This window comes from Thermodesulfatator autotrophicus, from assembly GCF_001642325.1.
Taxonomy (GTDB): Bacteria; Desulfobacterota; Thermodesulfobacteria; order Thermodesulfobacteriales; family Thermodesulfatatoraceae; genus Thermodesulfatator; species Thermodesulfatator autotrophicus.
The window spans coordinates 35,822-60,381 of sequence record NZ_LSFI01000008.1 but is presented as its reverse complement, the minus strand read 5'-3'; the positions used below and the strand labels follow the sequence as shown (position 1 = coordinate 60,381).

20 protein-coding genes are annotated in these 24,560 nt (G+C 41.7%); 8 read left to right on the top strand and 12 right to left on the bottom strand.

Features of this window, described 5'->3' with window-relative positions; all coding sequences use genetic code 11:
- Positions 1-132 precede the first annotated feature (132 nt).
- Genes TH606_RS02745 through TH606_RS02730 form a run of 4 tightly spaced genes read right to left on the bottom strand, consistent with a single transcriptional unit; the run spans position 133 to position 4,880 of the window.
- Positions 133-1,089: a branched-chain amino acid ABC transporter permease gene (locus TH606_RS02745; protein ID WP_068541171.1), complete on the bottom strand. Its 957-nt coding sequence runs from the start codon at positions 1,087-1,089 to the stop codon at positions 133-135.
- Positions 1,086-1,961, bottom strand: a complete 876-nt coding sequence (locus TH606_RS02740; protein ID WP_068541170.1) for a branched-chain amino acid ABC transporter permease — start codon at positions 1,959-1,961, stop codon at positions 1,086-1,088. Before TH606_RS02740 ends, TH606_RS02745 begins: the two co-directional genes overlap by 4 nt.
- Positions 1,962-1,987: 26 nt before the next feature.
- Positions 1,988-2,569: a nitroreductase family protein gene (locus TH606_RS02735; protein WP_068541169.1), complete on the bottom strand. Its 582-nt coding sequence runs from the start codon at positions 2,567-2,569 to the stop codon at positions 1,988-1,990.
- Between the two features lie 10 nt (positions 2,570-2,579).
- Complete coding sequence (locus tag TH606_RS02730; protein ID WP_068541168.1) at positions 2,580-4,880, bottom strand: response regulator; 2,301 nt, start codon at positions 4,878-4,880, stop codon at positions 2,580-2,582.
- Positions 4,881-4,944: 64 nt separating this feature from the next.
- On the opposite strand from TH606_RS02730, the gene ccsB reads away from it, so the two are divergent.
- The 7 genes from ccsB (at position 4,945) to TH606_RS11305 (ending at position 14,765) form a co-directional block, all read left to right on the top strand.
- Positions 4,945-5,778, top strand: a complete 834-nt coding sequence (gene ccsB, locus TH606_RS02725) for a c-type cytochrome biogenesis protein CcsB (protein ID WP_068541167.1) — start codon at positions 4,945-4,947, stop codon at positions 5,776-5,778.
- Positions 5,768-8,506, top strand: a complete 2,739-nt coding sequence (locus TH606_RS02720; protein WP_068541166.1) for a [protein-PII] uridylyltransferase family protein — start codon at positions 5,768-5,770, stop codon at positions 8,504-8,506. The genes ccsB and TH606_RS02720 overlap by 11 nt, the downstream gene beginning before the upstream one ends.
- Positions 8,503-9,558, top strand: coding sequence for a tRNA preQ1(34) S-adenosylmethionine ribosyltransferase-isomerase QueA (gene queA, locus TH606_RS02715; protein WP_068541165.1), 1,056 nt, complete (start codon positions 8,503-8,505; stop codon positions 9,556-9,558). Before TH606_RS02720 ends, queA begins: the two co-directional genes overlap by 4 nt.
- Positions 9,559-9,560: 2 nt before the next feature.
- Positions 9,561-10,595, top strand: a complete 1,035-nt coding sequence (locus tag TH606_RS02710) for a deoxyguanosinetriphosphate triphosphohydrolase (protein ID WP_068541164.1) — start codon at positions 9,561-9,563, stop codon at positions 10,593-10,595.
- A gap of 43 nt (positions 10,596-10,638) precedes the next feature.
- Positions 10,639-12,522: a hybrid sensor histidine kinase/response regulator gene (locus TH606_RS02705; RefSeq protein WP_157627845.1), complete on the top strand. Its 1,884-nt coding sequence runs from the start codon at positions 10,639-10,641 to the stop codon at positions 12,520-12,522.
- 406 nt (positions 12,523-12,928) lie between these two features.
- Positions 12,929-13,612, top strand: coding sequence for a Smr/MutS family protein (locus TH606_RS02700; protein ID WP_068541162.1), 684 nt, complete (start codon positions 12,929-12,931; stop codon positions 13,610-13,612).
- Positions 13,613-13,622: 10 nt separating this feature from the next.
- Positions 13,623-14,765, top strand: coding sequence for an NTPase (locus TH606_RS11305; RefSeq protein WP_082863478.1), 1,143 nt, complete (start codon positions 13,623-13,625; stop codon positions 14,763-14,765).
- Here the strand turns inward: TH606_RS11305 and TH606_RS02690 are convergent.
- The 7 genes from TH606_RS02690 to TH606_RS02660 all read right to left on the bottom strand — a co-directional run bounded on the left by TH606_RS02690 (position 14,762) and on the right by TH606_RS02660 (position 21,479).
- Positions 14,762-15,049 carry a hypothetical protein gene (locus TH606_RS02690; RefSeq protein WP_068541161.1) on the bottom strand — a complete coding sequence of 96 codons (288 nt, stop codon included), beginning with the start codon at positions 15,047-15,049 and terminating at the stop codon, positions 14,762-14,764. The genes TH606_RS11305 and TH606_RS02690 overlap by 4 nt on opposite strands.
- A 327-nt stretch (positions 15,050-15,376) precedes the next feature.
- Positions 15,377-16,099: a hypothetical protein gene (locus TH606_RS02685; RefSeq protein ID WP_068541160.1), complete on the bottom strand. Its 723-nt coding sequence runs from the start codon at positions 16,097-16,099 to the stop codon at positions 15,377-15,379.
- Positions 16,100-18,037: a DUF505 domain-containing protein gene (locus TH606_RS02680; protein ID WP_068541159.1), complete on the bottom strand. Its 1,938-nt coding sequence runs from the start codon at positions 18,035-18,037 to the stop codon at positions 16,100-16,102. It lies immediately after the preceding gene.
- Between the two features lie 105 nt (positions 18,038-18,142).
- Positions 18,143-19,120 (bottom strand): thiamine-phosphate kinase, encoded by a 978-nt coding sequence (thiL, locus tag TH606_RS02675; protein WP_068541158.1) that lies wholly within the window; start codon positions 19,118-19,120, stop codon positions 18,143-18,145.
- Positions 19,120-19,545 (bottom strand): nucleoside-diphosphate kinase, encoded by a 426-nt coding sequence (gene ndk / locus TH606_RS02670; RefSeq protein WP_068541157.1) that lies wholly within the window; start codon positions 19,543-19,545, stop codon positions 19,120-19,122. The genes thiL and ndk overlap by 1 nt, the downstream gene beginning before the upstream one ends.
- Before the next feature lie 60 nt (positions 19,546-19,605).
- Positions 19,606-20,013, bottom strand: a complete 408-nt coding sequence (locus TH606_RS02665; RefSeq protein WP_068541156.1) for a CBS domain-containing protein — start codon at positions 20,011-20,013, stop codon at positions 19,606-19,608.
- Between the two features lie 149 nt (positions 20,014-20,162).
- A complete protein-coding gene (locus TH606_RS02660) occupies positions 20,163-21,479 on the bottom strand; it encodes a TldD/PmbA family protein (RefSeq protein WP_068541155.1) in 1,317 nt (438 codons plus the stop codon).
- A 112-nt stretch (positions 21,480-21,591) separates the two neighbouring features.
- On the opposite strand from TH606_RS02660, the gene TH606_RS02655 reads away from it, so the two are divergent.
- Positions 21,592-22,719 carry a radical SAM protein gene (locus TH606_RS02655; RefSeq protein WP_068541154.1) on the top strand — a complete coding sequence of 376 codons (1,128 nt, stop codon included), beginning with the start codon at positions 21,592-21,594 and terminating at the stop codon, positions 22,717-22,719.
- A 434-nt stretch (positions 22,720-23,153) separates the two neighbouring features.
- On the opposite strand, the gene TH606_RS02650 is transcribed toward TH606_RS02655, so the two are convergent.
- Positions 23,154-24,554, bottom strand: coding sequence for a mannose-1-phosphate guanylyltransferase/mannose-6-phosphate isomerase (locus TH606_RS02650; protein ID WP_068541153.1), 1,401 nt, complete (start codon positions 24,552-24,554; stop codon positions 23,154-23,156).
- Between the last annotated feature and the right edge of the window lie 6 nt (positions 24,555-24,560).

The window sequence follows — 24,560 nt, the reverse complement described above, 5'->3', positions numbered from 1 at the left end:
GGAAATCAAGGGATTCAAGGTTTAAATGAGGTAAAAAGTGTCAAAGTCAGGATAAAGAAAAGGTTTACAGCGACCAAAAGAAGGGGCTTACGGTGACAGCCAAAATTGTCATCTATTTTTGTAATCCAGTAATTACGAAATTACTTTACCCGGCCCTGACGACTTTCGGAACCAAAGTTTACCGAACGGTTTCCTGATAAGAGAAATGAGGCCTTCAGGGCAGAATAAAAGAATTAACATCAGGCTTAGCCCGTAAAAAATGTCTTTTAATTCTTCAAAAAAAGAAAGAACTTGAGGCAAAGGGGTCAAAAAAGCGGCTCCCAGCAATGCTCCCCAGGGATTACCCATTCCCCCCACTAAAACGACGGTTACCACTTCTACAGAATAGAAAATGTCAAAGGTTTTGGGGCTTATGAAAGAAAGATAATGGGCATAAAGGGCGCCAGCTAGAGCCGTCAAAGCGGCACTAAATACGAAAGACCACACTTTGTAGCGCAAAACAGGTATGCCCAAAGCCCTGGCAGCGGCTTCGCTAGATTTGATGGCTTTTAATTCTCTACCTACCCGGCCTTTCAGAAGACGCAAGACAAAAAAGAATATGGTCAAGGCAATGCCCCATATCAAATAATAATTGGCCTGGTCTGTGATGAAACAAAAAGTTCCCAAACAATACGGGGGTATGCCAGGAAGCCCTGAAATTCCTCCAGTAATAGACTCTGCCTCACAAAGCAGAATATAAATAATCAAATTTAAAGCAAGGGTTGCCATTACCAGATAATGGCCTTTGAGGCGAAGAACAAAGCGCCCCAGGATACCAGCTAGCACGCTGGTTATCAGAATAGCCAGTAATGTTCCAGCTAAAGGAGGTAAACCAAGATAAAAATTTCCCAGGGCTGAGCCATACGCCCCTATGGCGTAAAAAGCCCCATGCCCTAATGAAATTTGGCCAGCAAAACCTATGAAGAGAGTTAACCCCAGAGCTACTAAAAAATAAAGACCTATAAAGGCCAGAACATTTAAATAATAAGGATTTTTAACTAACAGGGGCAGCCCTAAAATTATTACACAAACTAATAAAAAAGGCCTCATAACCGTTCTTCCTGGTTATTACCCAAAATCCCTTGGGGCCTGAAAAGTAATACTAGAAATAATATGCCGTAAGCTATGATATTTTTAAAAGAAGAAGCAAAATATCCTCCTATCCCTTCAAGCAGGCCTAAAAGGAGCCCTCCCAGCAAGGCTCCTGCGAAACTACCGTATCCACCTAAAACAGCTGCGGCAAAGCCTTTCAAGCCAATATAAACACCGCTTTCAAAAGAAAGCGGCCAGAGGGGAGCCACCAGAAGGCCTGCAAGTCCACCCAGCGCTCCAGCAAGGGCAAAAGAACCGGCAATAACTCTAGAGACACGTATGCCCATAAGGGCAGCTGCTCTAGTGTCAGCAGCTACCGCCCGAATGGCTTTACCCCAGAGGGTATATTTGAAAAATAGGTGGAGAACTAAAAAGGCCGAAAGAGTAGCAGCAATTACCCAAAAAGTTTGAACCTCAAAATTTAGATTACCAAGTTTAACGTAGCCATAGTTTAAAGGGGGTAAGGTGATGGGCCTTTTCCCCCATACTTCTTTAATAATACCATGGAGAAATATAGAAAAACCAACGGTTATAAAAACCAGAAAGATTATTTCTTTAGACTTAGCGTAGCTCAATACAAAACGCCATAGAAAAAATCCAACCATTGAGGCTAGTAACACCCCAGCTGAGAAAGCTAGCCAGTAAGGCCAGCCCAAGCTAACCAAAAGGGTGTAGGCCAAAAAGGCAGCTATAACCGCAAAATCACCCTGAGCAAAGTTGACAATACCCGTAGCATTATTGATAACGCCAAAACCAAGGGCTATTAAGGCGTAGATGGAACCTGCCGAAAGGCCGGCCACCACAAATTGTAGAAATATTCCCAAATCCATGGTGGGAATATCTAACGCAAGGCCAGCTAACAGTAAATATCTACAATTAATTCTTCAAGAGGCCTTTTAGGGACGTGATGAACCCCCGTGGTATCGCGAAAATATTTGATATCTCCTTCAGGGGGGATATTTTCAATGACTACCTTTTCTGCTGGTTTCCCCAGGGCTATTACGTGTAATATTTCAAAACGCACAGGTAAGTTAAAGATTTTCCTTAAAGTTTCACGGTCTATTGAGCCAAGGATACAGCCTCCGAGGCCCTTTTCCACTGCACCTAAAAGTATGTTCTGGGTAGCAAGGCCAGCGTCAACTCCAAATATCTGGGTAATATCTTTATCTCCCAGAACAATTATATACGCGGTCGGGCGTTCGCCTTTGGCTGGGCCTGGCCAATCTTTAAGATAAGCAACCCAGCGCAGACAGGGGAAAATTCTTTGGTTCATCTCTTTATTACAGGAAATAATGTATTTAAGTGGTTGCAAATTTCCAGCTGAAGCAGCTAACCTGGCCAGTTCTATTAGCTCTAGCAAGTCTTCTTTTTTAACGGTATAATTTTCATCAAAGCGGCGATAACTTCGGCACTTTAGAATTAATTCTTTGAGATTCATCTACTATCTCCTAGTTTTTCATTATAACGGCCAAATTAGAAGGAATTTCCTCTAAATGAAAAGGCTTATATAAAACCGTCTCAATGCCCATTGCCTTTAAAAATGCCCGGTCTTCTTCAGACATATAACCGGTGGTGACTATTATGGGAATATCTTTCCCGGCTTTTTTAATAGTTTGGATAAATTCTTTTCCTGATATTCCTGATAGATTCCAATCTAATAAAATAGCATCAGGGAAGGCCTCTTTCTCAAGTCTGGAAATAGCTTCTTTCCCTGAAAAATAACATTCCACTTTACAACCCTTTTCTATAAGATATTTTGCGACCACTTCGGCGATAGCTTTTTCATCTTCTACAATCATTACTTTAGGTGAGCTAAGCTTGAACCTCAAATCTTTTCTGATATCACTTCTTATCTGGTCTGGAGGGTCAACAAGAGGAAGATAAATCCTGAAAGTAGAACCCTTATGAAGTTTGGTACGAACAAGGATAAACCCTTTGGCCTTTTCTACAATTTTTTTGGTAACAGCCAACCCCAAACCTGTACCGGTTTCAGGATTTTTAGTAGAAAAATATGGGTCAAAAATTCGCCTTAGATGTTCTTGGGGAATGCCAGAACCCGTATCTTTAACCTCTAAACAGGCATAAATTCCGTGTATTTCCTTATTTCCTCCAGGAATATAGCCTTCAGGGGGCTCAGATAGCTCAACTTTAAAAGTTCTTAGCGAAAGGGTCCCAGTTTCCTCCATTGCCTGAATAGCATTAAGACATAGATTCATGATGATCTGAGTCAATTGAACTTTAGATAAAGGAACAAAAAGTCTTGACTCATTTAAATTAATTTGCACTTTTATCCCTTTGGGAATAGTTTCCTGGATGAAAGACAAGGCCTCTTTGGTTTGCTGATTCAAGTCTGAAATTTCAGTTTTTTCTTTATCTTCCGGATTAGCCAGGGTGATCATTTGATTAACTACCTGAGCGGCACGATCACAAAGAGCCAGGATATCTTCTATATTTTTTAGCTCAAAGGAAACTGTATTTCCTGCTATCAGTTCAGCTTTCAGTCTGATAGCGGCTAATATGTTGTTGAAATCGTGGGCAATTCCTGCGGCTAAAGTGGCTATAGCCTCCATTTTTTGCATTTGTATCAAGCGTTCCTGGAACTTTCTTTCTTCAGTGAGGTCTTCTATTGCAAAAACATAGCCTAAGAGTTTGTTTTTTTCTTTGGCAAAAAAAGAACGGACTTTTAAAGATATAATAGTTTCTTTTCCTGAAATTTTGACTTCACATTGAAAAAGTCCTTCTTGATTTACCACTTTAATAATTTCCTCAACACTAAAATTTCCCAGTAAATACTTAAGAAAAGAACAGAAACTTTCAGATTGTACCAGAGAAAAAATTTCTTCTGCCCTAGGATTGATAAAAAACGGCTCTATATTTTCATTAGTAATTACTAATCCTATATCGGTAGATTGTTCCACAATTAGCTGCAGAACATTTTGAACACGGACCAGTTCTTCACTTACCTTTTCAAGTTCTCTGGTTTTTTGGTTTAGAAGTTTCTGGCCTAAAAGAAGGGCCTTTTCTTTTATTTCCCTCTCTAATAAGAAGCGAATATATTCCGGCCCTGTATTTGGAGGTAACACCCAGCGAGCCCCTTTTATAACGTAAGAAAAAGGGTCAGTATCTTTGTTGGCCTCAGGGGGAAAAACAATAATAGAAAGTTCTGGTGCAGCTTGCTTCAGTATAAACACTTCATCAGGGGACACTTCCGGAGAAATAAAAGCAGCTTGAAATTTTTCTCTTTTAAGGATTTCAATACACTCTTTTAACTTCTCCTGGGCATTTACTATAAGCCCGGCTCTTTTTAATAACTCTATCCTCTCTTTTTCAAAGGAATTATTATTAACCAATAATAGAACACGATACGCTTTTTCTATTTTAGGGGCCTTTAAAATTTCTTCTATAGTGGCAAGAAGTTTTTCTTTGGTGCAAGGATAAGATAAAAATCCGGCCACCCCTAAGGCTTTAATTATCTCATCTATTTCTTCTGGAATAAAAAACGAAGAAATTATAAGTACTGGCACATTATGGCCGTTTTCCCATAAAAATCGACAAAGGCCCCAGCCATCAACCCTGGGCATATAAAGGTCAGTAATAATTAAATCAGGTGAAAGTCCAGAAGATAGCAAGTCAATGGCCTCCAGGCCGTCTCCAGCCTGCTCTACAAAATAGCCGGCTTTTTTAAGAGTTGATGCCAGGCGAAAGCGTTGAACTGGTTCATCGTTAACTAGTAAAATTTTTGAAGCCATACTTGCCACCCTTTAATTTTTAGATTAATTCTAAATTAAAGTTTTGTATAGAAGCGAGGTGTATATGAGTAGTTCCCTCCTTTTGAGTATCACAACCTTCCTTTATCTGACAGCGGGCATTTTTTATCTTTTTAACTGGATTTTCCGCTGGCCAAAATTTGGTGTAGCTGGCACCTTTACCGCCGCCTCTGGTTTGCTCCTTCATACAGCCGGTTTTTTCTTGCGCTGGTGGGAATCGTATCAGCTGGGCTATGGCCGCATCCCCCTTACTAATTTATATGAGTCTCTTATATTTTTCGGCTGGTCTATCGTTGCAGTTTACTTATTTATGGAATTCAAGTTCAAATCTCGCGTAATTGGTACCTTTGTAATGCCCTTTGCCTTTTTAAGCATGGCTTATGCCTCTTTTTCTACTAATCAGGAAATTCAACCTCTTATCCCTGCCCTCCAAAGTAACTGGTTAACAGTTCATGTTATCACCTGCTTTTTAGGCTATGCTGCTTTTACCGTAGCTTGTGCCCTGGGGATAATGTATCTCTTGCGTTCTAAAGCCCAAACAAAAAAAGGCATCTGGTCTCATTTACCAGACCTTAGAACTATTGATGACCTTATTTATAAAACCATTCTTTTTGGCTTCTTCTGGCTAACCGTTGGCATCATAACCGGAGCGGTATGGGCAGAACAAGCCTGGGGGAGTTACTGGAGCTGGGATCCTAAAGAAACCTGGTCACTTATTACCTGGTTTGTATACGCAGCTGCTATTCATGCCCGCCTTATGCGTGGCTGGAGTGGTAAACGCATTGCGTTTCTTTCCATTATAGGCTTTGCTTCAGTTCTTTTTACTTACTTCGGGGTCAATTTCTTGCTAGCAGGCCTTCATAGTTACGGTGCAGGCTAAACTTAAGTGTTTAGAGGTGCCTGATGAGGAGTGGGCCTCTTTTAATATAGAAAGGCTAAAAGAGGCCCACAAGACTTTTCCCTGGAAAAGTCTTCCTGAAGAAAACTATCTTCTCCTCAATAATTTGCTTGGCTTTTCTCCTTACGCCACCAATATCCTTTTAAGGCGAAGAGAAGTTCTTGACCTTTTCACTTTATTCCCCTTTCCAAGCCCTAAAGGAAGCCAATGCCTTTTTCGAGAAATAGTTAAAAAAACAACATCCTTAACCCATTGGAAAGACTTTGCTTTAACCCTCAGAAAGATTAAACAAGAAGAAGCAATCAAAATTCTGGCCCATGATTTGGCTGGCAGAGACTTTAGAAAGACTGTTTTTTCTATAACGGCCCTAGCTGAAGCCACTCTCAAAGCCTCCCTTTACTGGCTAACTGAGACGTCTTTCCCTGAAGAATTTCGCCAAAAGTTTTTTATCCTTGGCATGGGAAAATTTGGAGCGAGGGAACTAAACTACAGTTCCGATATTGACATAATTTATTTTTTTCATGGTCCATTATCCCGGAAGGAGCGCTTTATTGCTCTGGCGCGCGAAATTACCCGCATAATGGACACCCTTCTTGAGGGTGATCGTGTTTTCCGGGTAGATCTGGGGCTGCGTCCCGGTGGGAAAGATGGCGAGCTGGTTTACTCTGCTAGAGCAGGGGTCAATTATTACTTTTATAATGCCCATCCTTTTGAGAGGTTGGCTCTGGTTAAAGCCCGGCCTGTGGCTGGCAATATTAAGTTAGGTAAATCCTTCCTAAAAATTCTTAAGCCGGTTATTTATCCCCCATTTTTGGATTTTGCTTACCTGGAACATATAAAAGACTTAAAGGCCCGCATTGAAAAAGAAGCCCGTAAAAAGGGAGCGGAAAAAAACATAAAAATAGGTCCAGGAGGGATTCGCTCGGTAGAATTTTTCTGTCAAACTCTACAAATGATTTTTGGCGGCAAACACCCCTATCTTCGTACCCGCCATACCCTCTGGGCTTTAAATTTTCTAGCTAAATATAAAATATTACCTGAAGATGAAGCCTCTTTTTTAAAGAAAGCCTACATCTTTTTGCGTCAGGTAGAACATAGAATCCAAACGGTTCATTTTCGTCAAACTTATACTTTGCCTGGAGAAGAAATTGCCCTTAAGCGCCTGGCTAAAAGCCTGGGATATACCGGAGAAAAAGCCCACCAGGACTTTCTTTCCGACTTAAATAATATTCGCCACCAAACCGAAGAGATTTTTAGCTCTTTACTTGAACCAGAAAATACCAAAAAGACAAACCTCTCAGAAAAATTGGATTTATTTCTAGAAGGAGAAATACCTTCTAAGGAACTTGCCAGTGAATTGAACCTTCCTTCTCATCTTTTAGAAGACCTTAGAAATATGCTTGAGGCCAAAGGGCCATTGGCTTCTCGCCGTGCTCCCCTGCTTAAAGACATTTTTAAAACCGTCCTTGAAAAGATTGTTTCTGCTAAATTTGAGCCAGAAACTTTGGCCAGATTTTTGAGTTTTTTTGAACGCCTGGGAGGACGTCTTTCTTTTTATCACGCTTTAAAACACGATCCGGAAAAAATAGTAGATTTATTAGATATTTTTAAAAAGAGTGCCTTTTTACAGCACCTTTTAATGGAAGCTCCTGGAGCAGCAGAAGCCCTTTTTGAGCTAGAAACAGCTTTTGTTCCCCCTTCTATAGCCCCAGGCATGCAGCTTGAGGAAGCACTGGGGCTTTTACGTATGGCCAAAAATGAAGAAATTTTTCGCGTTGCCTTTTTAGATTTAAAACAAAAGATATCTTTTCAAGATGTTCCTGCACGTCTATCATCTCTGGCTGATAATATAATCTTTGAAACCTATAAAATAGCCTCTTCTACCAAGCCATATCACCCTGACCAGCTTGTTATCTTGGGGCTGGGGAAGCTTGGAGGAAAAGAACTTGGTTATCGCTCTGACCTTGACATGGTATTCATTACCCCTTCAGAAGAGGAACTGGTTCCGGCCACCAAACTTGCCCAGCGTTTTATTCACTATTTAACTACACCACTGCCTGAAGGCCCGGGATATGAAGTTGATACCCGCTTAAGGCCAGAAGGCCGCAAAGGGCCCTTAGTTATCACCCTTGAAGGCTTTTTAAAATATCACCAAGAAGATTCTGATCTTTGGGAGAAGCTGGCCTTGGTGCGTTTGAGACCTCTTGTTGGAAATTTAGAGGCAGGTGATCTTCTCCTGGAAAAATTGGCAAATATACTGGCGTCTTTTAATTTAGGCCCTGAAGAAGTGGCAAAAATCAGAAATATGCGTTTAAAGATGGAAAAAGAAAGAACCACACCGGGCAAATTCAACCCTAAAGTAAGTCCAGGTGGCCTGGCTGATATTGAATTCATCGCCCTCTGGCTTTCTTTAAAGAATATAAGCCAATATCAGGCTTTATGGGGTTCTTCTATTCTTGAAAGCATTGATTTTATGGATAAAGTTGGTCTTATTAGCCAACTTTTGGCGCAAAAACTAAAAGATAATTACCTTTTTCTCAGGCGTCTTGAACAACTGCTTATTCTACTTTTAGATAAACCTGGAGAAGAAAAAGAATATTCTTTAGAAGAATTGAAGCTCTGTGAGGAATACTTAGGGGGAGGCCTTGATGAAAAAATATCTAAAATTTGTGAAGAAAACCGAAAGCTTTTCAACGAATTGTTAGTATGAGCGAAGAAGTTATTCCTTCAATTTATGATCTTGAAACATATACCTACCCCCTTCCTCAAGAACTAATAGCCCAATATCCCAGCCAAAAACGCGAAGAAAGCCGTTTACTCGTCCTTGACAGGCGTAAACAAAAGATAGTTCACCACGAAAAATTCTCAGAAATTGAACAATATTTTGAAAGGGGAGATCTTCTGGTTATAAATGATACCAAAGTTTTTCCAGCAAGGATTTACGGCCATAAAGAAACCGGCGGTCAGGTAGAAATCTTACTGTTAAGACTGCCGGAAAAAGAAAAGCCTGTTCCAGCCCTTTATAGGGGAAAAAGGATTCGCCCAGGGACAATTATTCGCTTTGATAAGGGCCTTGTAGCCAGAGTTCTTGAAAATTTAGGCGAAGGGAAGGTCCTTCTCTCTTTTGAAAGTCCGGACGACCCGCTGGTCCTTATTCATGAAATAGGCAAAGTTCCTCTTCCTCCTTATATTAAGAGGTCTCCTGAAATTGAAGACCTTTTCCGCTATCAAACTGTTTACGCCAAGAAGCCCGGTTCTGTAGCTGCACCTACCGCGGGTTTTCATTTTACCAATGAACTGCTCAGACGTTTAAAAGAAAAAGGAGTTAAAATCCTTTCCATAACTCTCCATGTAGGCTATGGGACCTTTGCTCCTATAAAAACCAGGGATATCAGAAAGCACCAGATCCATGAAGAATACGTGGAAATTTCTCCTGAAGTGGCAGAAATTATTAATCTTAGCCGTAAGGCTGGCCATGGCCTTTTTGCCGTAGGCACAACTACCATGAGGGCTCTTGAATTTGCGGCCTGCCAAACAGGAAAGGTTGAGCCAGTTTCTGGCTGGTGCGATCTTTACATTTATCCTGGCTTTGAATTTAAAGTGGTAGATCACCTCATAACCAATTTTCACCTGCCTAAGTCCAGTCTTCTGGTTTTGGTAGCGGCTTTTGCCGGGCTTGATCTTATTAAAAAGGCCTATAATGAGGCTATCTCCCGAAAATACCGTTTTTTCTCTTACGGCGATGCCATGTTAATATGGTGAACATGAATTTGCGCAAGGAACTTGAACAAATTGAAGAAAAAGTCCTTTCACCTTTAGCGGCAAAATCGGCAAAAACAAGGGGACGCCAAAGGCCAGAAAAAGAATGTCCAGTTCGCACCGCTTTTCAGAGAGACAGAGACCGCATTGTTCACGCCAAGGCCTTCAGGAGGCTAAAACACAAAACCCAAGTCTTTCTTTCGCCAGGGGGAGACCATTATCGCACGAGACTTACCCATACCCTTGAAGTGGCCCAGATAGCTCGCACCATGGCAAGAGCCCTGCGTCTTAATGAAGATTTGACGGAAGCCATAGCTTTAGGGCATGACCTGGGGCATACTCCTTTTGGCCACGCTGGAGAAGCTGTGCTAAATGAACTTAATCCTGCAGGTTTTCGCCATTATGAACAAAGCTTACGAGTGGTTGATTTCCTGGAAAAAGAGGGAAAGGGATTAAACCTTACCTGGGAAGTGAGAGATGGCATTTTAAAACATTCTAAAGGTAAAGGGCCGATATTACCAAAAGATAAGGCCCAGCTGGCAGCTACTCTTGAAGGTCAACTGGTAAGGGTAGCTGACATTATTGCTTACCTTAACCACGATTTAGATGACGCTTTGCGAGGCAACGTCATTAAAGAAAGCGATATACCCAAGGAATGCCTGAAAGTTCTTGGGCACAGACACTCAGAAAGAATAAATACCATGGTAAAAAGTTTAATTTTTTCCACCTTGAAAGCCGATGACGGCGAGCTCCACATTGAAGAAACAGTCATTGAGGCTATGGATAGACTCAGAGATTTTCTTTTTGCAAGGGTTTATGAAGCCCCTTGCGTTTATGGCGAAATGTTAAAGGCCAAAAAATTCTTAAAAGAACTTTATTTTTACTTTCTGGAAAACGGGCTCCCCTGGGAAAAAAGTTCTATTTATGATGAAGAAACTTCTATTCACCAAAAAATTTGTGATTTTATAGCCGGAATGACCGACCGTTACGCCCTTTCTTTGTTTGAAAAATATTTTGTTCCTAAACCATGGCCTTTTTAAAGGGTTTATCTATAAAGTCCGAAAAATCTTTAAGGTGATATCCATGAAACAAAATACTTTTAATAAAAGCGATATATTTCAAGAAATTCTGAAATTTTTTCCGGGGTTCATAACTATTGTGGACCCTTCACATAAAGTTTTATTTTCTAACAAAAAGCTAATAAAACGCACTGGCTATAATCCAGTGGGGCATCTTTGTTATAAAGCCTTTCATAAGCTGGAAAGTCCCTGCCCAGATTGCCCTTTGGAAAAAGTTTTGAAAGAAAATAAAGCTATTAGCTGGGAAAAAATGAGCCCTTTAGATAATCGCTGGTATGGAGTGGTGAGCATACCAGTGTCACCTTCTACCCATCAAAAAGCCATGCTTACCATTGTGCTTGACATTCACGGGAAGATCGCCGCCCAAAAAGAAGCAGAAAGAAACCGGCGCTTATTTGAAGCCATATGGAAAAAGGCTCCCTTTATTATTACGGCTATAGATCCTCAAACCGGTGAAATTATCTTAGCCAATGAAAGCTTTACTAAAGTGCTGGGCTATGATTTAGGGGAAATAATAGGGAGAAAAGTATTTGACTTTATTCTTCCTGAAGAACGTAAAAAAGCCCAGGAATGTTGCCATAGAGTCTGTAAAGGGGAAGAGAAAGACGAAATAGAATTTTTATGGCTTACTAAAAGTGGCAATCATAAATTGCTCCGAAGTACCTGTTTTCTTGTTGATTTAGCTGAAGCCGGAAACATTATTTTTAATATTGCGCGGGACATTACCGAAGAAAAAAAACTTTCTGAACAGTTAATTCAGGCCCAAAAGATGGAAGCTGTTGGCCGTTTGGCAGGTGGGCTTGCCCATGATTTCAATAACCTTATAACCTCCCTCAAAAATTATGTAGAACTATTAGCTATTAATAAAAATAATCCTGAAAAAGTAGAACACATTGCTGAAAATATAAGGCTTGTGCTGGAGCGTACGGGTAATATAACCCAAAAACTTTTGACTTTTAGTGGTAAACAGCCACAAAAAACGTCCAAATTAAATCTCTCTCAATTTTTACATGAAATGCAAGATTTTTGGCAACGCCTGGTAGGCGAAAACATAGAACTAGAGACGGATATTGCAGATGACATCTGGGTAAAAATAGATGAAACACACTTACAACAGATAATAATGAATTTATTGATAAACGCCAAAGATGTCTTACCCGAAGGGGGAAAAATACAAATTACTTTAGAGCAAAAAGAGTTTGACTCTTATTTTCTTAACAAGCTAAAATTAAAAGGCAAAACTTACGCTATTTTAAGTATCTCTGATTCAGGGCCTGGAATTCCCCAAAAATACCTGCCCTATATCTTTGAACCATTTTTCACCACCAAACCACCAGGTAAGGGAACAGGACTTGGCCTGGCTATGGTTTATTCTTTAGTGAAGCAATATCAGGGTCACATTTCTGTCTATACTGAAGAAGGAAAAGGAACAACATTCAGGATTCTTTTGCCTATAGCTGAAAAGTCCACTACCCAAAGTCCACATACCCAGGAAAACCGAACTTCTATAAAAGAAAAAACAAAAAACTGGTCAATATTAGTGGTAGAAGATGACCCTCTAGTTAAAGAACCTATTATAGAACTACTTAAAAGTACGGGTTATCAGGCAGTAGCTGCACAGGATGGTCTTGAGGCTTTAAATATCATCTTAAAGACAAAGATAGACTTAGTTATAACAGATTTGATAATGCCTAAAATGGGTGGAGAGGCCCTAGTCCAAAAAATCAAAACCAGCTATCCAAATATAAAAATTATCCTAACATCTGGATATCCTGAAAGCTCTGTTCCAGTGAATGGTAAACTCCAGGGAATCACTTTTATTTCCAAGCCTTATTCTTTCTCCCAATTATTACGCGTCATTCAGGAAATGCTAACTGAAAGCCATTAATGCTATTTAATTTTAATACTTAGTATTAAGAGGGGAGCCTGGATGATACTTTTGGATTAGCGGGCCTCTTCTTTGTCATCACTTTTGTCATCACAAGCCCTCTCTGTCATGCAAGCGGAGTAATCTGATAATCCCTGAGACTGCTTCGCCTGTCCCGGTCTCCTCGCAGTGACAATGTAGAAAAGGCTCCTCGCAGTGACAGGTAAAGATGGCATTGCGAGCTACGTTCCCCTCCTCGTCATTACGAGCGAAGCGAAGCAATCTCTGTCACGGGCGGTAGCCTGGGATAAGATTGTTTCGTTGTCCCTGCAGGCCTCCCTATTACCGATTAGGGAGAAGATACTCGTATTTTCCGGCTCCTTGCAGTGATAGTATTGAAAGTTTAGCCATCAGAAAGGATAAAAAAATGCTTTTGGCAAAGATAAAGAAGCTGCGTTATCATTATTTTATGGAAGATAAAAAGGCTTTAAATTGTCCCTTCCAGTCTTTATCCCAAAAGCTTAGAAAAGAATATCTCCCTGCCGAGCGGGTTGCTCCAGATTCTTCAGAGGACATAAATTTTGAAGAAGTTATGAATGGCATAAAAAAACTCCCTGATAGGGAAAAAATATTTTGGAAACCCTCCTATAAACCTCCCAGATTTTTTTCTGAAGAAGAAAAAATTTCCGCAAGAGAAATACTCAAAATTAGAATCAGGGAAACATCAGAATACGTAGAAGAACTAGTAAGAGGTTTTCAAAAAGAAATCTTTGATGCTTTGCATGAAGGCAAAATATCTATATCTCGGACTTTGAACCTTAGAAGACTTTTAGTCCCCGAAGCCCTGGCCGCTCTGGAAGAATTTATCAAGGAATCTTTAGTGCGGGGAGACCACTGTGTGCTTATTATTCATGGTAGAGGGCTTTCTTCCCCTAAAGAACCTGTTTTAAAAACAAAAGTGCATGAATGGCTTAAAAAAGGACCGTATCGTAAGTACATTATAGGTTTTTGTACGGCCAGGCAATGTGATGGTGGGCTGGGAGCTACTTATGTATTGTTATCGTCAAAACCGTTGAAAAAATGTTATTCTCTCACCAAGGGGGCAGGATAGGAGGTGGCCAATGCTTTTACCTCTTCACAGCAGAAAGAATGTCTTACTTCACGGACTTCCAGGAAGCGGGAAAACAACTCTGGTGGAACGCCTTGTCAATAAAATTCCTTATCCAAAGAGAGGGTTTTATACCCGCGAAGTGCGTGAAAAAGGCCGCCGTATAGGCTTTAAAATTGTTACCTTAGATGGCAAAGAAGCCTGGTTAGCCAAAAGGGGAAAGGGCTATCCCCAGGTAGGAAAGTATAAAGTCTATGTAGAACTTTTTGAAAAATTGGCAGTACCTACCATTTCTGAAATAAAAGACGACGAAATAGTTATTATTGATGAAATAGGCAAAATGGAACTTTTTTCCAAATCTTTTCAGGAAGCCGTGCTCAAGGTGCTTGATTCTAAGTCTCCTGTGTTAGCTACTGTAGGATATGGATTAATTCCCTTTGTGGAAGAACTTTTTAAGAGAGACGATGCTATTTTTGCCGAAGTAACCCCTGAAAGCCGGGACTATTTAGTTGACCGGGTAGCCGTAGAGTTTTATCGGCAGGGACTTTTGATAGCCATTGAGGGTTTGGATGGTGCAGGTAAAAGCACTATTATAGAGGGTCTTGCTAAAAAATTGGAAGAAAAAGGCGAAAAAGTTTATGTAACCAGGGAACCTACTTCTGGAGAGTGGGGGCAAAAAATCAGAGAACATCTAGCGGCTGGTTCAAAAATTTCTCCTCAGGCCATGGCTGAATTATTTTTGCGAGACCGTCGGGAACATGCTCAAAAATTTTTGATACCCAAATTACAGGAAAAACAAATTATTCTCTGTGACCGTTATTATCTTTCTACCATGGCCTACCAGGGAGCATGTGAACTTGATGTAAAAGAACTTAAAAAAGCCAATGAAACCTGGGCTCCTGTGCCAGATTTAATTCTCTATTTTCGCGTTCCAGTAAAAGAAGCTTTGAAAAGAGTGAACCAAAGGAAACTCTATAAACCAGAAGTATTTGAAACAGAAGAGTTCTTATCTAGAGTGGCTTCTCTTTATGAAGAAAACCTTAAATATTTCAGACACGAAATCATAGACGCTTCAGCTAACCCTGAGGAAGTTTTGGCCCAGGCCTGGAAAGTATTAACTAACTACCTAGACGAATGGAAAAAGCGATTTACTTAGTCTCCCGTATCCCTGATTATTTCTTTTAGATTTTCAAGGACATAGAGTATATCCTCTACAGCCACGTGAGGATGTTCTTCATAAAAGGTGTCAATTACTTCTAAAAGCTGATCTAGCAGTTCGTGAAATTCATCCATGGTAAGGCCAATGGCCGGCTCCTTAGCCATAAGGCGGTCAAGGTCTATACCATGAACCCTAAGAAGTTCTTCTTTAAGTGCTTTAAGGCGCTTGCTGCGCCCCTTTTTTATGCGTTTTTTATCTTTAATGGAGATGATTTCGGCCATTTTTTACCCCTAAACTTTTATCTTTTTTAAACATAAAAAGTTTCTCAATTAAGTGCAAGATTACATTGTGACCTTTGTAAAAATCTAAAACATTAGTTTTTATATTTTAAGGGAAGAGATTGTTTCACCTCTTCATGGCTCGCAATGACTCCTCTCCCTGTCACTGCGAGGAGATCCTTCGCTTCGCTCGGGACAGGCGAAGCAGTCTAGGGAAAATATTTTGCAAAGGTCTCTACATTTTTCTACGGACAGCAAAATTAAAATAAGCTTGCTGAACAGGAATTTGCAGGGGAATAAAAATTAGGGCGGCCTTGGCCGCCCGTATGTCTATAAGCTTTCTGTTATCTCTACCCAGCCAAAAGTAGCTTTATCTTTGGGAGAATAAAGAATGGTTTCAGGAAGAGGGTCTCTTTTTAAGCGGCGTTTAATAACCTCTCGCACTTCTTTCACCCGCCAGTAGGCCAGAAGCAGACCACCAAAAGGGTCATCAGTCCAATACCCCGTTCTTAAAGGAATATGGAACTGGCGCAGGCGGTTGGTTAAGTCCTCATAAAAAGGCACAAGTTTGGGCATTGTTTCCCGGAAATGCCTAAGTTCTGCCCGAGCTAAACCTTCACAATAGCTAAGCCCGGCATATTTTATCACCTGCGGAATTTCGGCTTCAAACTCGGCCACGCCAACAAAAACCTGATGTTCTTTCTTTTTAATTATTCGGCCGCTTGAAACCTCTATAGTTTGCACCAGGCGGATGGTAATTTCTTCTAGCCAGATTTTTTCTGGCAACACTAATTCCTGCAGTTCCAGATAGCGCTCACACAATCTATCAAGCAAGAAGTCTTTTACAGAAGAGATTTTGTCAAAGTTTCCAGCCATTAGAAAGACGCGTACCAGCTCAGCAAAATCAGAGTGTTTACCAAGGGCATAGAAAAATAGGGCTTCTTCTATAGAAGTCCTGATAAGGCTACCTGGAAAAAAGGGCTTTCCCCCTTCACGGGGAAAGCCTGTTTCCTGAGCAGCTATAGGCGTATGGGCTACAAGGTAGAGCTTCATTTAAGCCTCCTCCCCGGCGTAAAAGACCTTTACTTCCTCATGTGGATTCATCTTATCAACAGCTTGAAGAATCGAGTAGCCCGCTTCGGTAATAGTATTTTTGCCCACATAGCCGGCGTGGCGAGCGGCTTTTAAGGCCTCGTCAAACACGATGGCCGGAAGCCCGCTGCGCTTTATGGCTTCCTTTATGTTTTTAGGCAAAATCCTGATGCGCTTTTCTTTAACAAAAAGAGTTCCCACTTCAGATAAGGCCTTTAACACACGGTAAATCAAGGGGTTGATAGGATGGCCAAAGTTTTTGGGCACCCCTGAAACAGCTCGGTCAATCATTTCCCCGGCTTCAGTTTCAATGATGTTTCCGTCAGGCATAACATTTATGAGGTGACGGGCCTCAAGTTTTTCAAGGGCCCATTTAAAGCGTCGCCTTTTGCCTTCGCCCACCATGTCAAAAAGTTCTTCCACACTAATACCACGGCTCGGAATAGAAGCCAGAATTTCGGCTTCATAACGGGTGAGATGGGGAGTTCTCAAAATAGTTTCTGCCAGTTCACCGTAAAGATAACCAGAGCGTGTTGGCTCGCCTGTCCCTAAAAGGCCTGCCTCTAAGGCTTCGTCCACCCACTCTACATTGGGAGCCGAAAAGGAACGGTGAGTAATGGTTACTGCCTTAACCGCCGTTGAAGAAATCTCGCGCACTTTAACTTCCTGGTCTTTTAAGACTTTACGGCCAAAATCTGTAAGCTCAAAGACCTCTCTTCCTTTCAGGTCTTCGGTGGTATGGATCAAGTTGAAAGACTCAAGGCTATAAAGGCTTAGGCGCAGGGAAAAGTTATCGTCATACCAGCGAGCCAGGTCTTTAGCTTCCATAAACTGGCTGGCAATTTGCTGATACTTCTCAGGCATCTCTTCAATCTTTCGACCATAACGAGCCAGAATCTCTTTGTATTGCTTTATTTTGCGGTCAATCATCTCAGCCCGCAGGTTTTTGAAGGTGGGTACTTCTTCAGGGTTGTTTTGAGCCTTTTGCCATAGATGTTCTATGGCCTGGAGAATTTCTATTTCTTCTTCTTCAATAGCTATAGTCCAGGCATCAGGAGTGACTTCCCGTTTCCACAAACGCAACACTTCTAAAGCCCAGTAGCCTGCTGGCAAAAGTTCTTTGTTCTGGTCTATGTAGCCAAGGCTCTGGAGGATAGCGAGAGTGGCTTCAGGCACTTCTTTTTCGTCAGCTACATCTGCCAGAGCCCATAGTATATCACTGGTGAGCACATCTCCTTCACCAAATCCACCGTAAGTGAGGGCCTTTTTAACGGCCTGTCCCAGGGCGGTAAAGGCATAAATATCTGAGGCAGGGACACTATAGGCAATAAGCCTCATGGCTTCAAGAAGATGCTTAGTATGGGTGTCAGTGGTCAGGAGCGAAGCCCTGGCCGGGCCAGCTGGGAGCTTGCGAATTTCCTGGGCAAGCTCTGAGGAAATTTCAAGCTCTGGCTCAAGGGCCTGATAAATTTCAAAAACTCTTTTTCCAGCCTCACTTAAACCTATGTATTCTTTGCCGGTTTCTTTGTCTTTTATAGGAGCAGCCAAGCCTCTTTGCTGTAAAGGCTCTATAGCCAGGGGCCCAAGCTGGCCGGCTAAACCTGCCGCCTCAAGCATGGCCACAATCTCTGTGCCAAGCCAGCGCCAGCCTTCAGGCCACTTTTCAGGAGAGGAAAGTTTTTCGCGGTTAATTAAGTCGTGAAGAACAAGGGCCAGTTCCTTACCAAGGTAGGTAAGTTCCCTTTTTAAAGGGGCAGACTGGCGCACCAGGGCCTGCATTTCCAGTTCAAGGTAAAGGTCTTCGTCGGCTTCTAAAATTTCCATGCCTTTAGACTGGGTTTCCTCTTCAAAGGAGAGCAATTTCAAGAGCGCCTCGGCATGTCCTTTCTTGATAAGCATTTTTCGCCTCCTCGTTAGAATTTTCAAACAATTGAACCATAGGCACGAGACTTTAGGTGTCAAGGCCTAAAGAGTAACAGACAAATTATTTTTGAACCTTTTCGTTTAAGTGGAAATGAAACTCTCGCGCTTAGCGAAGTGGTCAAAGCCCTGAGGAGAAACGTTGTTTTTTTGGCCGCCTTTTATCAAATACAATCCTTCTTTTGCTATAAAGCGGCCAATTTTAAACACCTGGCGTCCTTTAAGCGCCAAATGAAGGAACTTTTCCCTGTCGTGAGGCACGGTGAAGAGCAAAGCAAAGTCTTCTCCGCCGGAAAGGGCGTAAAATAAAGGGTCCTGTTTCAAAGGTAAGTCCTTTAGGACTAAAGAAAACGGAACTTTTTCGGCTTCAATTTCTGCTCCCAGGTTGTTTGCCCTGCAAAGTCTTGCAAGGTCAAGAAGCAGGCCATCTGAAATATCCATCATGGCTGAAGCAAGGTTTTCTTGGGCCAAAAGCTTTCCGAGTTCTATTTCTGGTTCAGGATCAAGGTGGGCCAATTTAATAGGCTCTGGGGGCTCAAGGCCCTTTTGCCAGAGTTCAAGAGCCGCAGCTGAAGCCCCCAAAGGACGCGAAACAAAGATTAAGTCTCCGGCTTTCGCCCCCTGGCGAAAAATAGCCACTCCCGCAGGTGCTTCTCCCACCAGCGTCAAAGTTAGGTGCCAGCGTTCTGGATTGCGAGTTACGTCTCCTCCAATTAGGTCGGCCCCGTAGGCCTCAAGCTTTGAGGTAAGCCCGTTTAAAAGGCCTTTGAGTTCTTCTTCAGAAATTTCTGGCAAGCTCAAGTTAAAAAGGGCATAAGAGGGGGCCCCTCCCATAGCCGCTATGTCACTAAGATTAACAGCAGCAAGTTTCCTTCCCACAAAATACGGGTCAAAGTAGGAAAAATCAAAGTGGATACCTTCTACCATGGTATCGGTGGTAAGGAGCTCCCAAAGGGAGCCCCTTGAGATAACCGCACAGTCATCTCCTATGCCGGAGATGACTTCTTTTCGCGTTGCGGGATAGTTTTTTTGTAAAAAATAGAGGATTTCTTCTTCGGTCATTAGTGAGAGCAAATCTCAAGTTCACTGAAGAAAAAGGCTATTTCCCTGGCGGCTGATTCCGGACTGTCTGAACCGTGAACCGTGTTTTCCCCTTTACTTAAAGCAAAGGTCTTGCGAATAGTGCCTTCAGCAGCTTCAGCTGGGTCTGTGGCACCCATGATTTCACGGCACCTGGCAATGGCGTTTTCCCCCTCAAGAACAAGGGCCACGATAGGGCCAGAAGCCATGTATTCGGTAAGTTCTTCGTAAAAAGGTCTCTCCTTATGAACAATGTAAAACTCTTCAGCCTGGGCCTTTGTTAGGTGAAGCATCTTCATGGCCACCACTTTAAGACCACCCTTTTCAAAAAAACTCAATACTTCGCCAATAAGATTACGTGCTACTCCGTCGGGTTTAATTAGACTCAAAGTCCTTTCTACAGGCATAATATTCCTCCTGGTAGTATAATTTTCCTGGGCGAGGCTTAGCGCAGGTTTTTAAAGAAGTCAACTCCCGGCAATCACTCTTATTATATCTGTGGCTGAAAGAACTCCCACCGGAATATATTTGCCAGAATGAGAAGAAATAACTAGTAAACGATGAACTTTATTTTTTATCATTATGGCTGCTGCTTCTTTAAGGTTAGCATTAGGATCAATACTATAAGGCTTGGGATACATTAAGTCTTCTGCGACTAGGTCAAAAATTTTGGGGCCATATTCTTTTAAACCCTTAATAACATCAGAATGGCTCAACACCCCCATAAATTCTCCGCCAGGTCCTATCACAATAAGGGCATGTACTTTGCTTTCGTTAAAGGTCTTAATTATCTCTTCAAAAGTGGTATCAATGTCCACGGTTATTAGGGTTCGGCTCATAACTTCGTTAACTTTTATCTGGGTTAAGTCTTTCATCGGCCCCTCCTTATTGAACTTTTCAATGCTATATCACAGGCTTGGAGATTTTATCATCTTAGAAAAGAAAAAATTTTTTTTAAATACCAATTCCTATTCAGATTTTCTCTTAAAATTGCACTTTATCGGCAGTTTTTATTTAGCGAATATTAGCTGCCGGCCAGGTCAAGCTCTGCGGTAAGAATACTGGGGCTCCCAATATTGCCATAAAAAGTCAAATCATTTCCCAGGGCTTCAATCTTTTCAAAAAGAGAAAAAATATCACCTGATATTGCCATCCCGCTTACAGGAATTGTTTCTCCCTTATGGTGAAGGAGACCTGATACACCCAAAGAAAATTCTCCTGAGATAGAATCAGCGGTGTGCATACCTAAAACTTCCAAAACCTCAAAGAATTGGGGCAACTTGTTCGTAAGCTGTTCGGGAGTTTTTTCTCCTGGCTGAAGGTAGAAATTGGTAAGCCCTACTGAAGGTTGATTTTTAAAGCTACCTCTTCTAGCATTACCAGTGGAAGAGTAGCCGGCCTTTTTTCCCCAGTAGGAATCAAAAAGGAAGTTTTCTATTCGGCCTTCCTTTACCAAAATGGTTTCTCTTTGGGCTATACCTTCGTCATCAAAAGGCCTTGTGCCAATGACATCAACCAGAACGCCATTGTCAACTATGTTTATAAAAGAAGGAAATACCTTTTGGCCCATCTTATCCTTTAAAATTGATTTACCTTTGACCAAATTTTCGCCCAAAAATGATTCTGAAAGTAGTTCTAAAAAATCAACCGCCACGTGAGGAGGCAAAAGAACCGGAATTTTTTGAGAGGCAAGAGGTTTGGCGCCAAGTCTATTAACAGCCCGATAAACCGCTTTTCTGACGACCTCTTCTGGGCTTATTCTTTCTCGTAGAGGGAAAAGTTGCCATTCCCAGCCCATCTGGGCTTCATCGCCGGCCATGGCAATAACCACGGCTACCAGGGAAAAAGCTCCGTAATCCCAGCTGGCTTCAAGGCCGTTGGTGTTAGCTAAATAAATTTTCCCTTGACGATGGCTAAGGCCCACCTCCTGAATCCTTTTTATGCGAGAATCACAGGAAAAAGCTTTTTCTTCCATGTGCTGAAGGATATCAAGCCCTTCTTCAGGAGAAATCAAAGACTCTTTTACCGGCGGTAAAATGGGGTAATCCTCAGGGACGGGAAAGGTATAGTCATCTTTGGGCATAGCAGAAGCCATTTCGTAGGCCTTAAGCGCTGTGCCAAGAATATCTTCTGGAGAAAAAGAGGTTGTAAAGGCAAAGCCAAGCGCACCGTCCTGCAAAACTCTTACAGCTAGGCCACGTTCTTCGTAAGGTTGAAAATTTTCAAGACGGCAGTCTTTCTTTTCTATTTTCAGGCCGCGTTCTTCGTAAGCATATATTTCAAGAGCTTCAAGGCCTTTCCTTTTCTGCCAGGCAAAAAGAATATCTTTTATCTGGTCCACCTCAGGCCTCCTGTTTTTTTAAGCTTTAAACCATTATAATAACCCTGTTTTAAGAATTAAGCTTTAATTTAGTTTTGTGACCCTGAAAAATTTGCAGGAATAGTTAAGCATTATGAAAAAAATACAGATAGAAGTAACCAGCCTTTGTAATCTTAACTGTACTTATTGTCTCAAAAAATATCAGGAAATAATCCCTGAGCATTTAAGCCCTAAAAATTTTGAAAAAATACTTGAGCAATATCCGGTTCAAGAGTTTGTATTGTACGGTTTTGGTGAACCTTTGCTGCATCCCCAGATAGAAGACTTACTTGATATGACCAAAGCTAAAGGAAAAGTATTTTTACTTACCAACGGCACTTTGACCTCAAAGATAAAAACCGTTGCCCAAAAAGTTGATTCTTTAGGTTTTTCAGTGGATAGCATAAGCAAAAGCAAATTCAGAGGCCTGGTTTTTCAGGAAATATTAAACACCATAGAAAAACTGGCAGAAACCGTCCCAGTAAAGCTATCAACTGTTTTATCTACAGAAAATGTTAATGATTTTTTATCCCTGGTAACTTGGGCTGGTGAAAGGGGGATAGATGTATCTGCCAGCAATTTGGTCCCGTATGATTCTTTTATGGCTGAAGCGACTCTCTATCTGGAACTAAGTGAAAAGACCGTAGATGTCTGCCAGAAATTCTTAAAAACATTTCAAGAAGCAAAGGAACTCTTTCAAGGGATAACCTCTCTTTCTCCTCAGGCTAAAAAGATTTACCAAGAGATACTTGACCACCTGGATGGATATCACCTAAATCTTGAGGCCCTGGTCAAAGGATGGGCGAAAATCGCCAGGGCCAAAAAGGCCAAAAATTTACTGGAAAAAGCGAGAGAACTGGGAGACAAGTTCAATATATCAGTTGAACTTCCACAAGTATTTGCTGACGAAAAGAAGAGATTTTGTCCTTTTGAAGAAGCACTTTTCGTAAGAGCTGACGGCCAAATTGCCCCCTGTGCAGAACTGGCCTATAAACATCCTCTTTTTGTGAATCTTAGACAAAAAGAAGTCCAGGAATACACCGGCTTTTCCAAAGTTTTCAACCTTAAAAAGAAAAATATCGTCGGTAATTATCCCTGGTGTGGCGATTGTCAGCTGGTAGATGGCTGCTGGTTCTTAGAGGAAGGTATGGACTGTTATGGTAATCAACCTTCCTGTAGCGAGTGCTTATATAGCGCTGGCTTGGCCAGATGCATTTTGTAAGATTATTTACTTGAAATCTTTGCAAAATATTTTTGTGACGGCTTCGCCTGTCCCGAGCGAAGCGAGGGATCTCCCCGCAGTGACAATACAGCCAAGTCATTGCGAGCGGAGCGAGAAGCAATCTCAATCCAGTAATCTAAGAGACTGCTTCGTCGGCCTTTAGGCCTCCTCGCAGTGACAAGTAGTTGGAGTGCTCCTCGCAGTGCAAGGAGGGTTCGTCATTGCAAGCCTTTTTCCTACCCCGTCATTGCGAGCCACGAAGTGGCGAAGCAATCCCTGTCGCTAGGCGACATCATCGCCGTGGCGGTCTCAACCTATCTATGTATTTTTGCAAAGCTCTCTCTTAATGACTCAAAAGTTCTAGAACTAATTTTGAAAAAAGATTGCTTCACAAGGCCCAAGCAAAACAGCCTGAGTATAGGCAAAGGTTTCCTCTATTGATTTGGGGAACGGCCGTAAACATCGTCAAACCGGACGATATCGTCTTCGCCGAGATATTCACCATTTTGTACTTCTATTATTTCTAGCGGTATTTTGCCAGGATTTTCCAGACGGTGTTTAGTAGATTTGGGCACAAAGACCGATTCATTTTCATGCAAAAAATATTCCTCATCGTCTATCTGAACCCTGGCTGTTCCTCTCACCACAACCCAGTGTTCTGAACGATGATAGTGCATCTGGAGACTTAAGCGTTCACCTGGGTTTACCACAATGCGCTTTATTTTGTAGCGCGGGCCTTCTTCTAGCACAGTATAACTACCCCAAGGGCGATAAGTGGTTACATGTTCTAAAGCCTCAGGATAACCTTCGCTTTTAAGCTGTTTTACCAGGTTGCTTACCTTTTGTGCTTCCCCTTTCTTGACAATTAAAATAGCATCTGGAGTTTCTACTACCAGGTGGTCCTCAAGGCCGATGGTAGCTATGAGACGTTTTTGCCCAAGAATCATGCTGTTTTCCGTATCAATAGTAATAACTCGCCCAGTTTTAGCGTTGCCAGAAGAGTCTTTATTTAGGACATCAAAAAGGGCATCCCAGGAGCCAATATCGTTCCAATAAAGAGAAAGGGGAACCACCGCTACCCGCGACGACTTTTCCATTAAGGCATAATCTATAGAAATGTCAGGCATATCAGCAAAATTGGCCGTCAAAGAAGAAAAGTCCTGCTCATAAAGGGCAAAAATATCGGGAGCACAAGAGGCAAGCTCTTTTGAAAAAACTTCCGGGGTAAAAAGAAAAATACCGGCGTTCCAGTAATAGCCCCCTTCTTCAAGATATTTTTTAGCGGTATTTAAATCTGGTTTCTCGGTAAACCTGGCCACTTCGTAAGCGGAAAAGACCGGGCTTTCTTCTAAAACTTTGCCCTGTTTTATATATCCATAACCTGTTTCTGGGCGGGTAGGAGTAATACCAAAAGTTACTAAAAAGCCATCCTGAGCAACTTTGGTAGCCTTTTCAACGGTTTGGGCAAAAACGTTCTTAGGCTCTATTAAGTGGTCAGAAGGACAAATAAGAACAGGTTCATCAGGGCTAATTCCCCAGTGTTCTAAAGCGTATTTAAAACCATAAGCAATGGCAGGCCCGGTGTTTCTGGCCAGGGGTTCACATAGCAATTGATACCCTGAAATATCATTAAGATGCGCCTTCACATGAAACTTATAGTCTTCACAGGTCAGAATTAAGATATCTTGAGGCTCAAGAAAATGAAGTAGTCTATCTACCGTTTGCCTTAAAAGAGACTTGTCTCCGTTTAGTTTCAAAAATTGTTTCGGGTAATCCTTGCGTGATAACGGCCAAAGCCTTGTACCAGAACCTCCAGCTAATACGATAGCCTTCATGTTTGA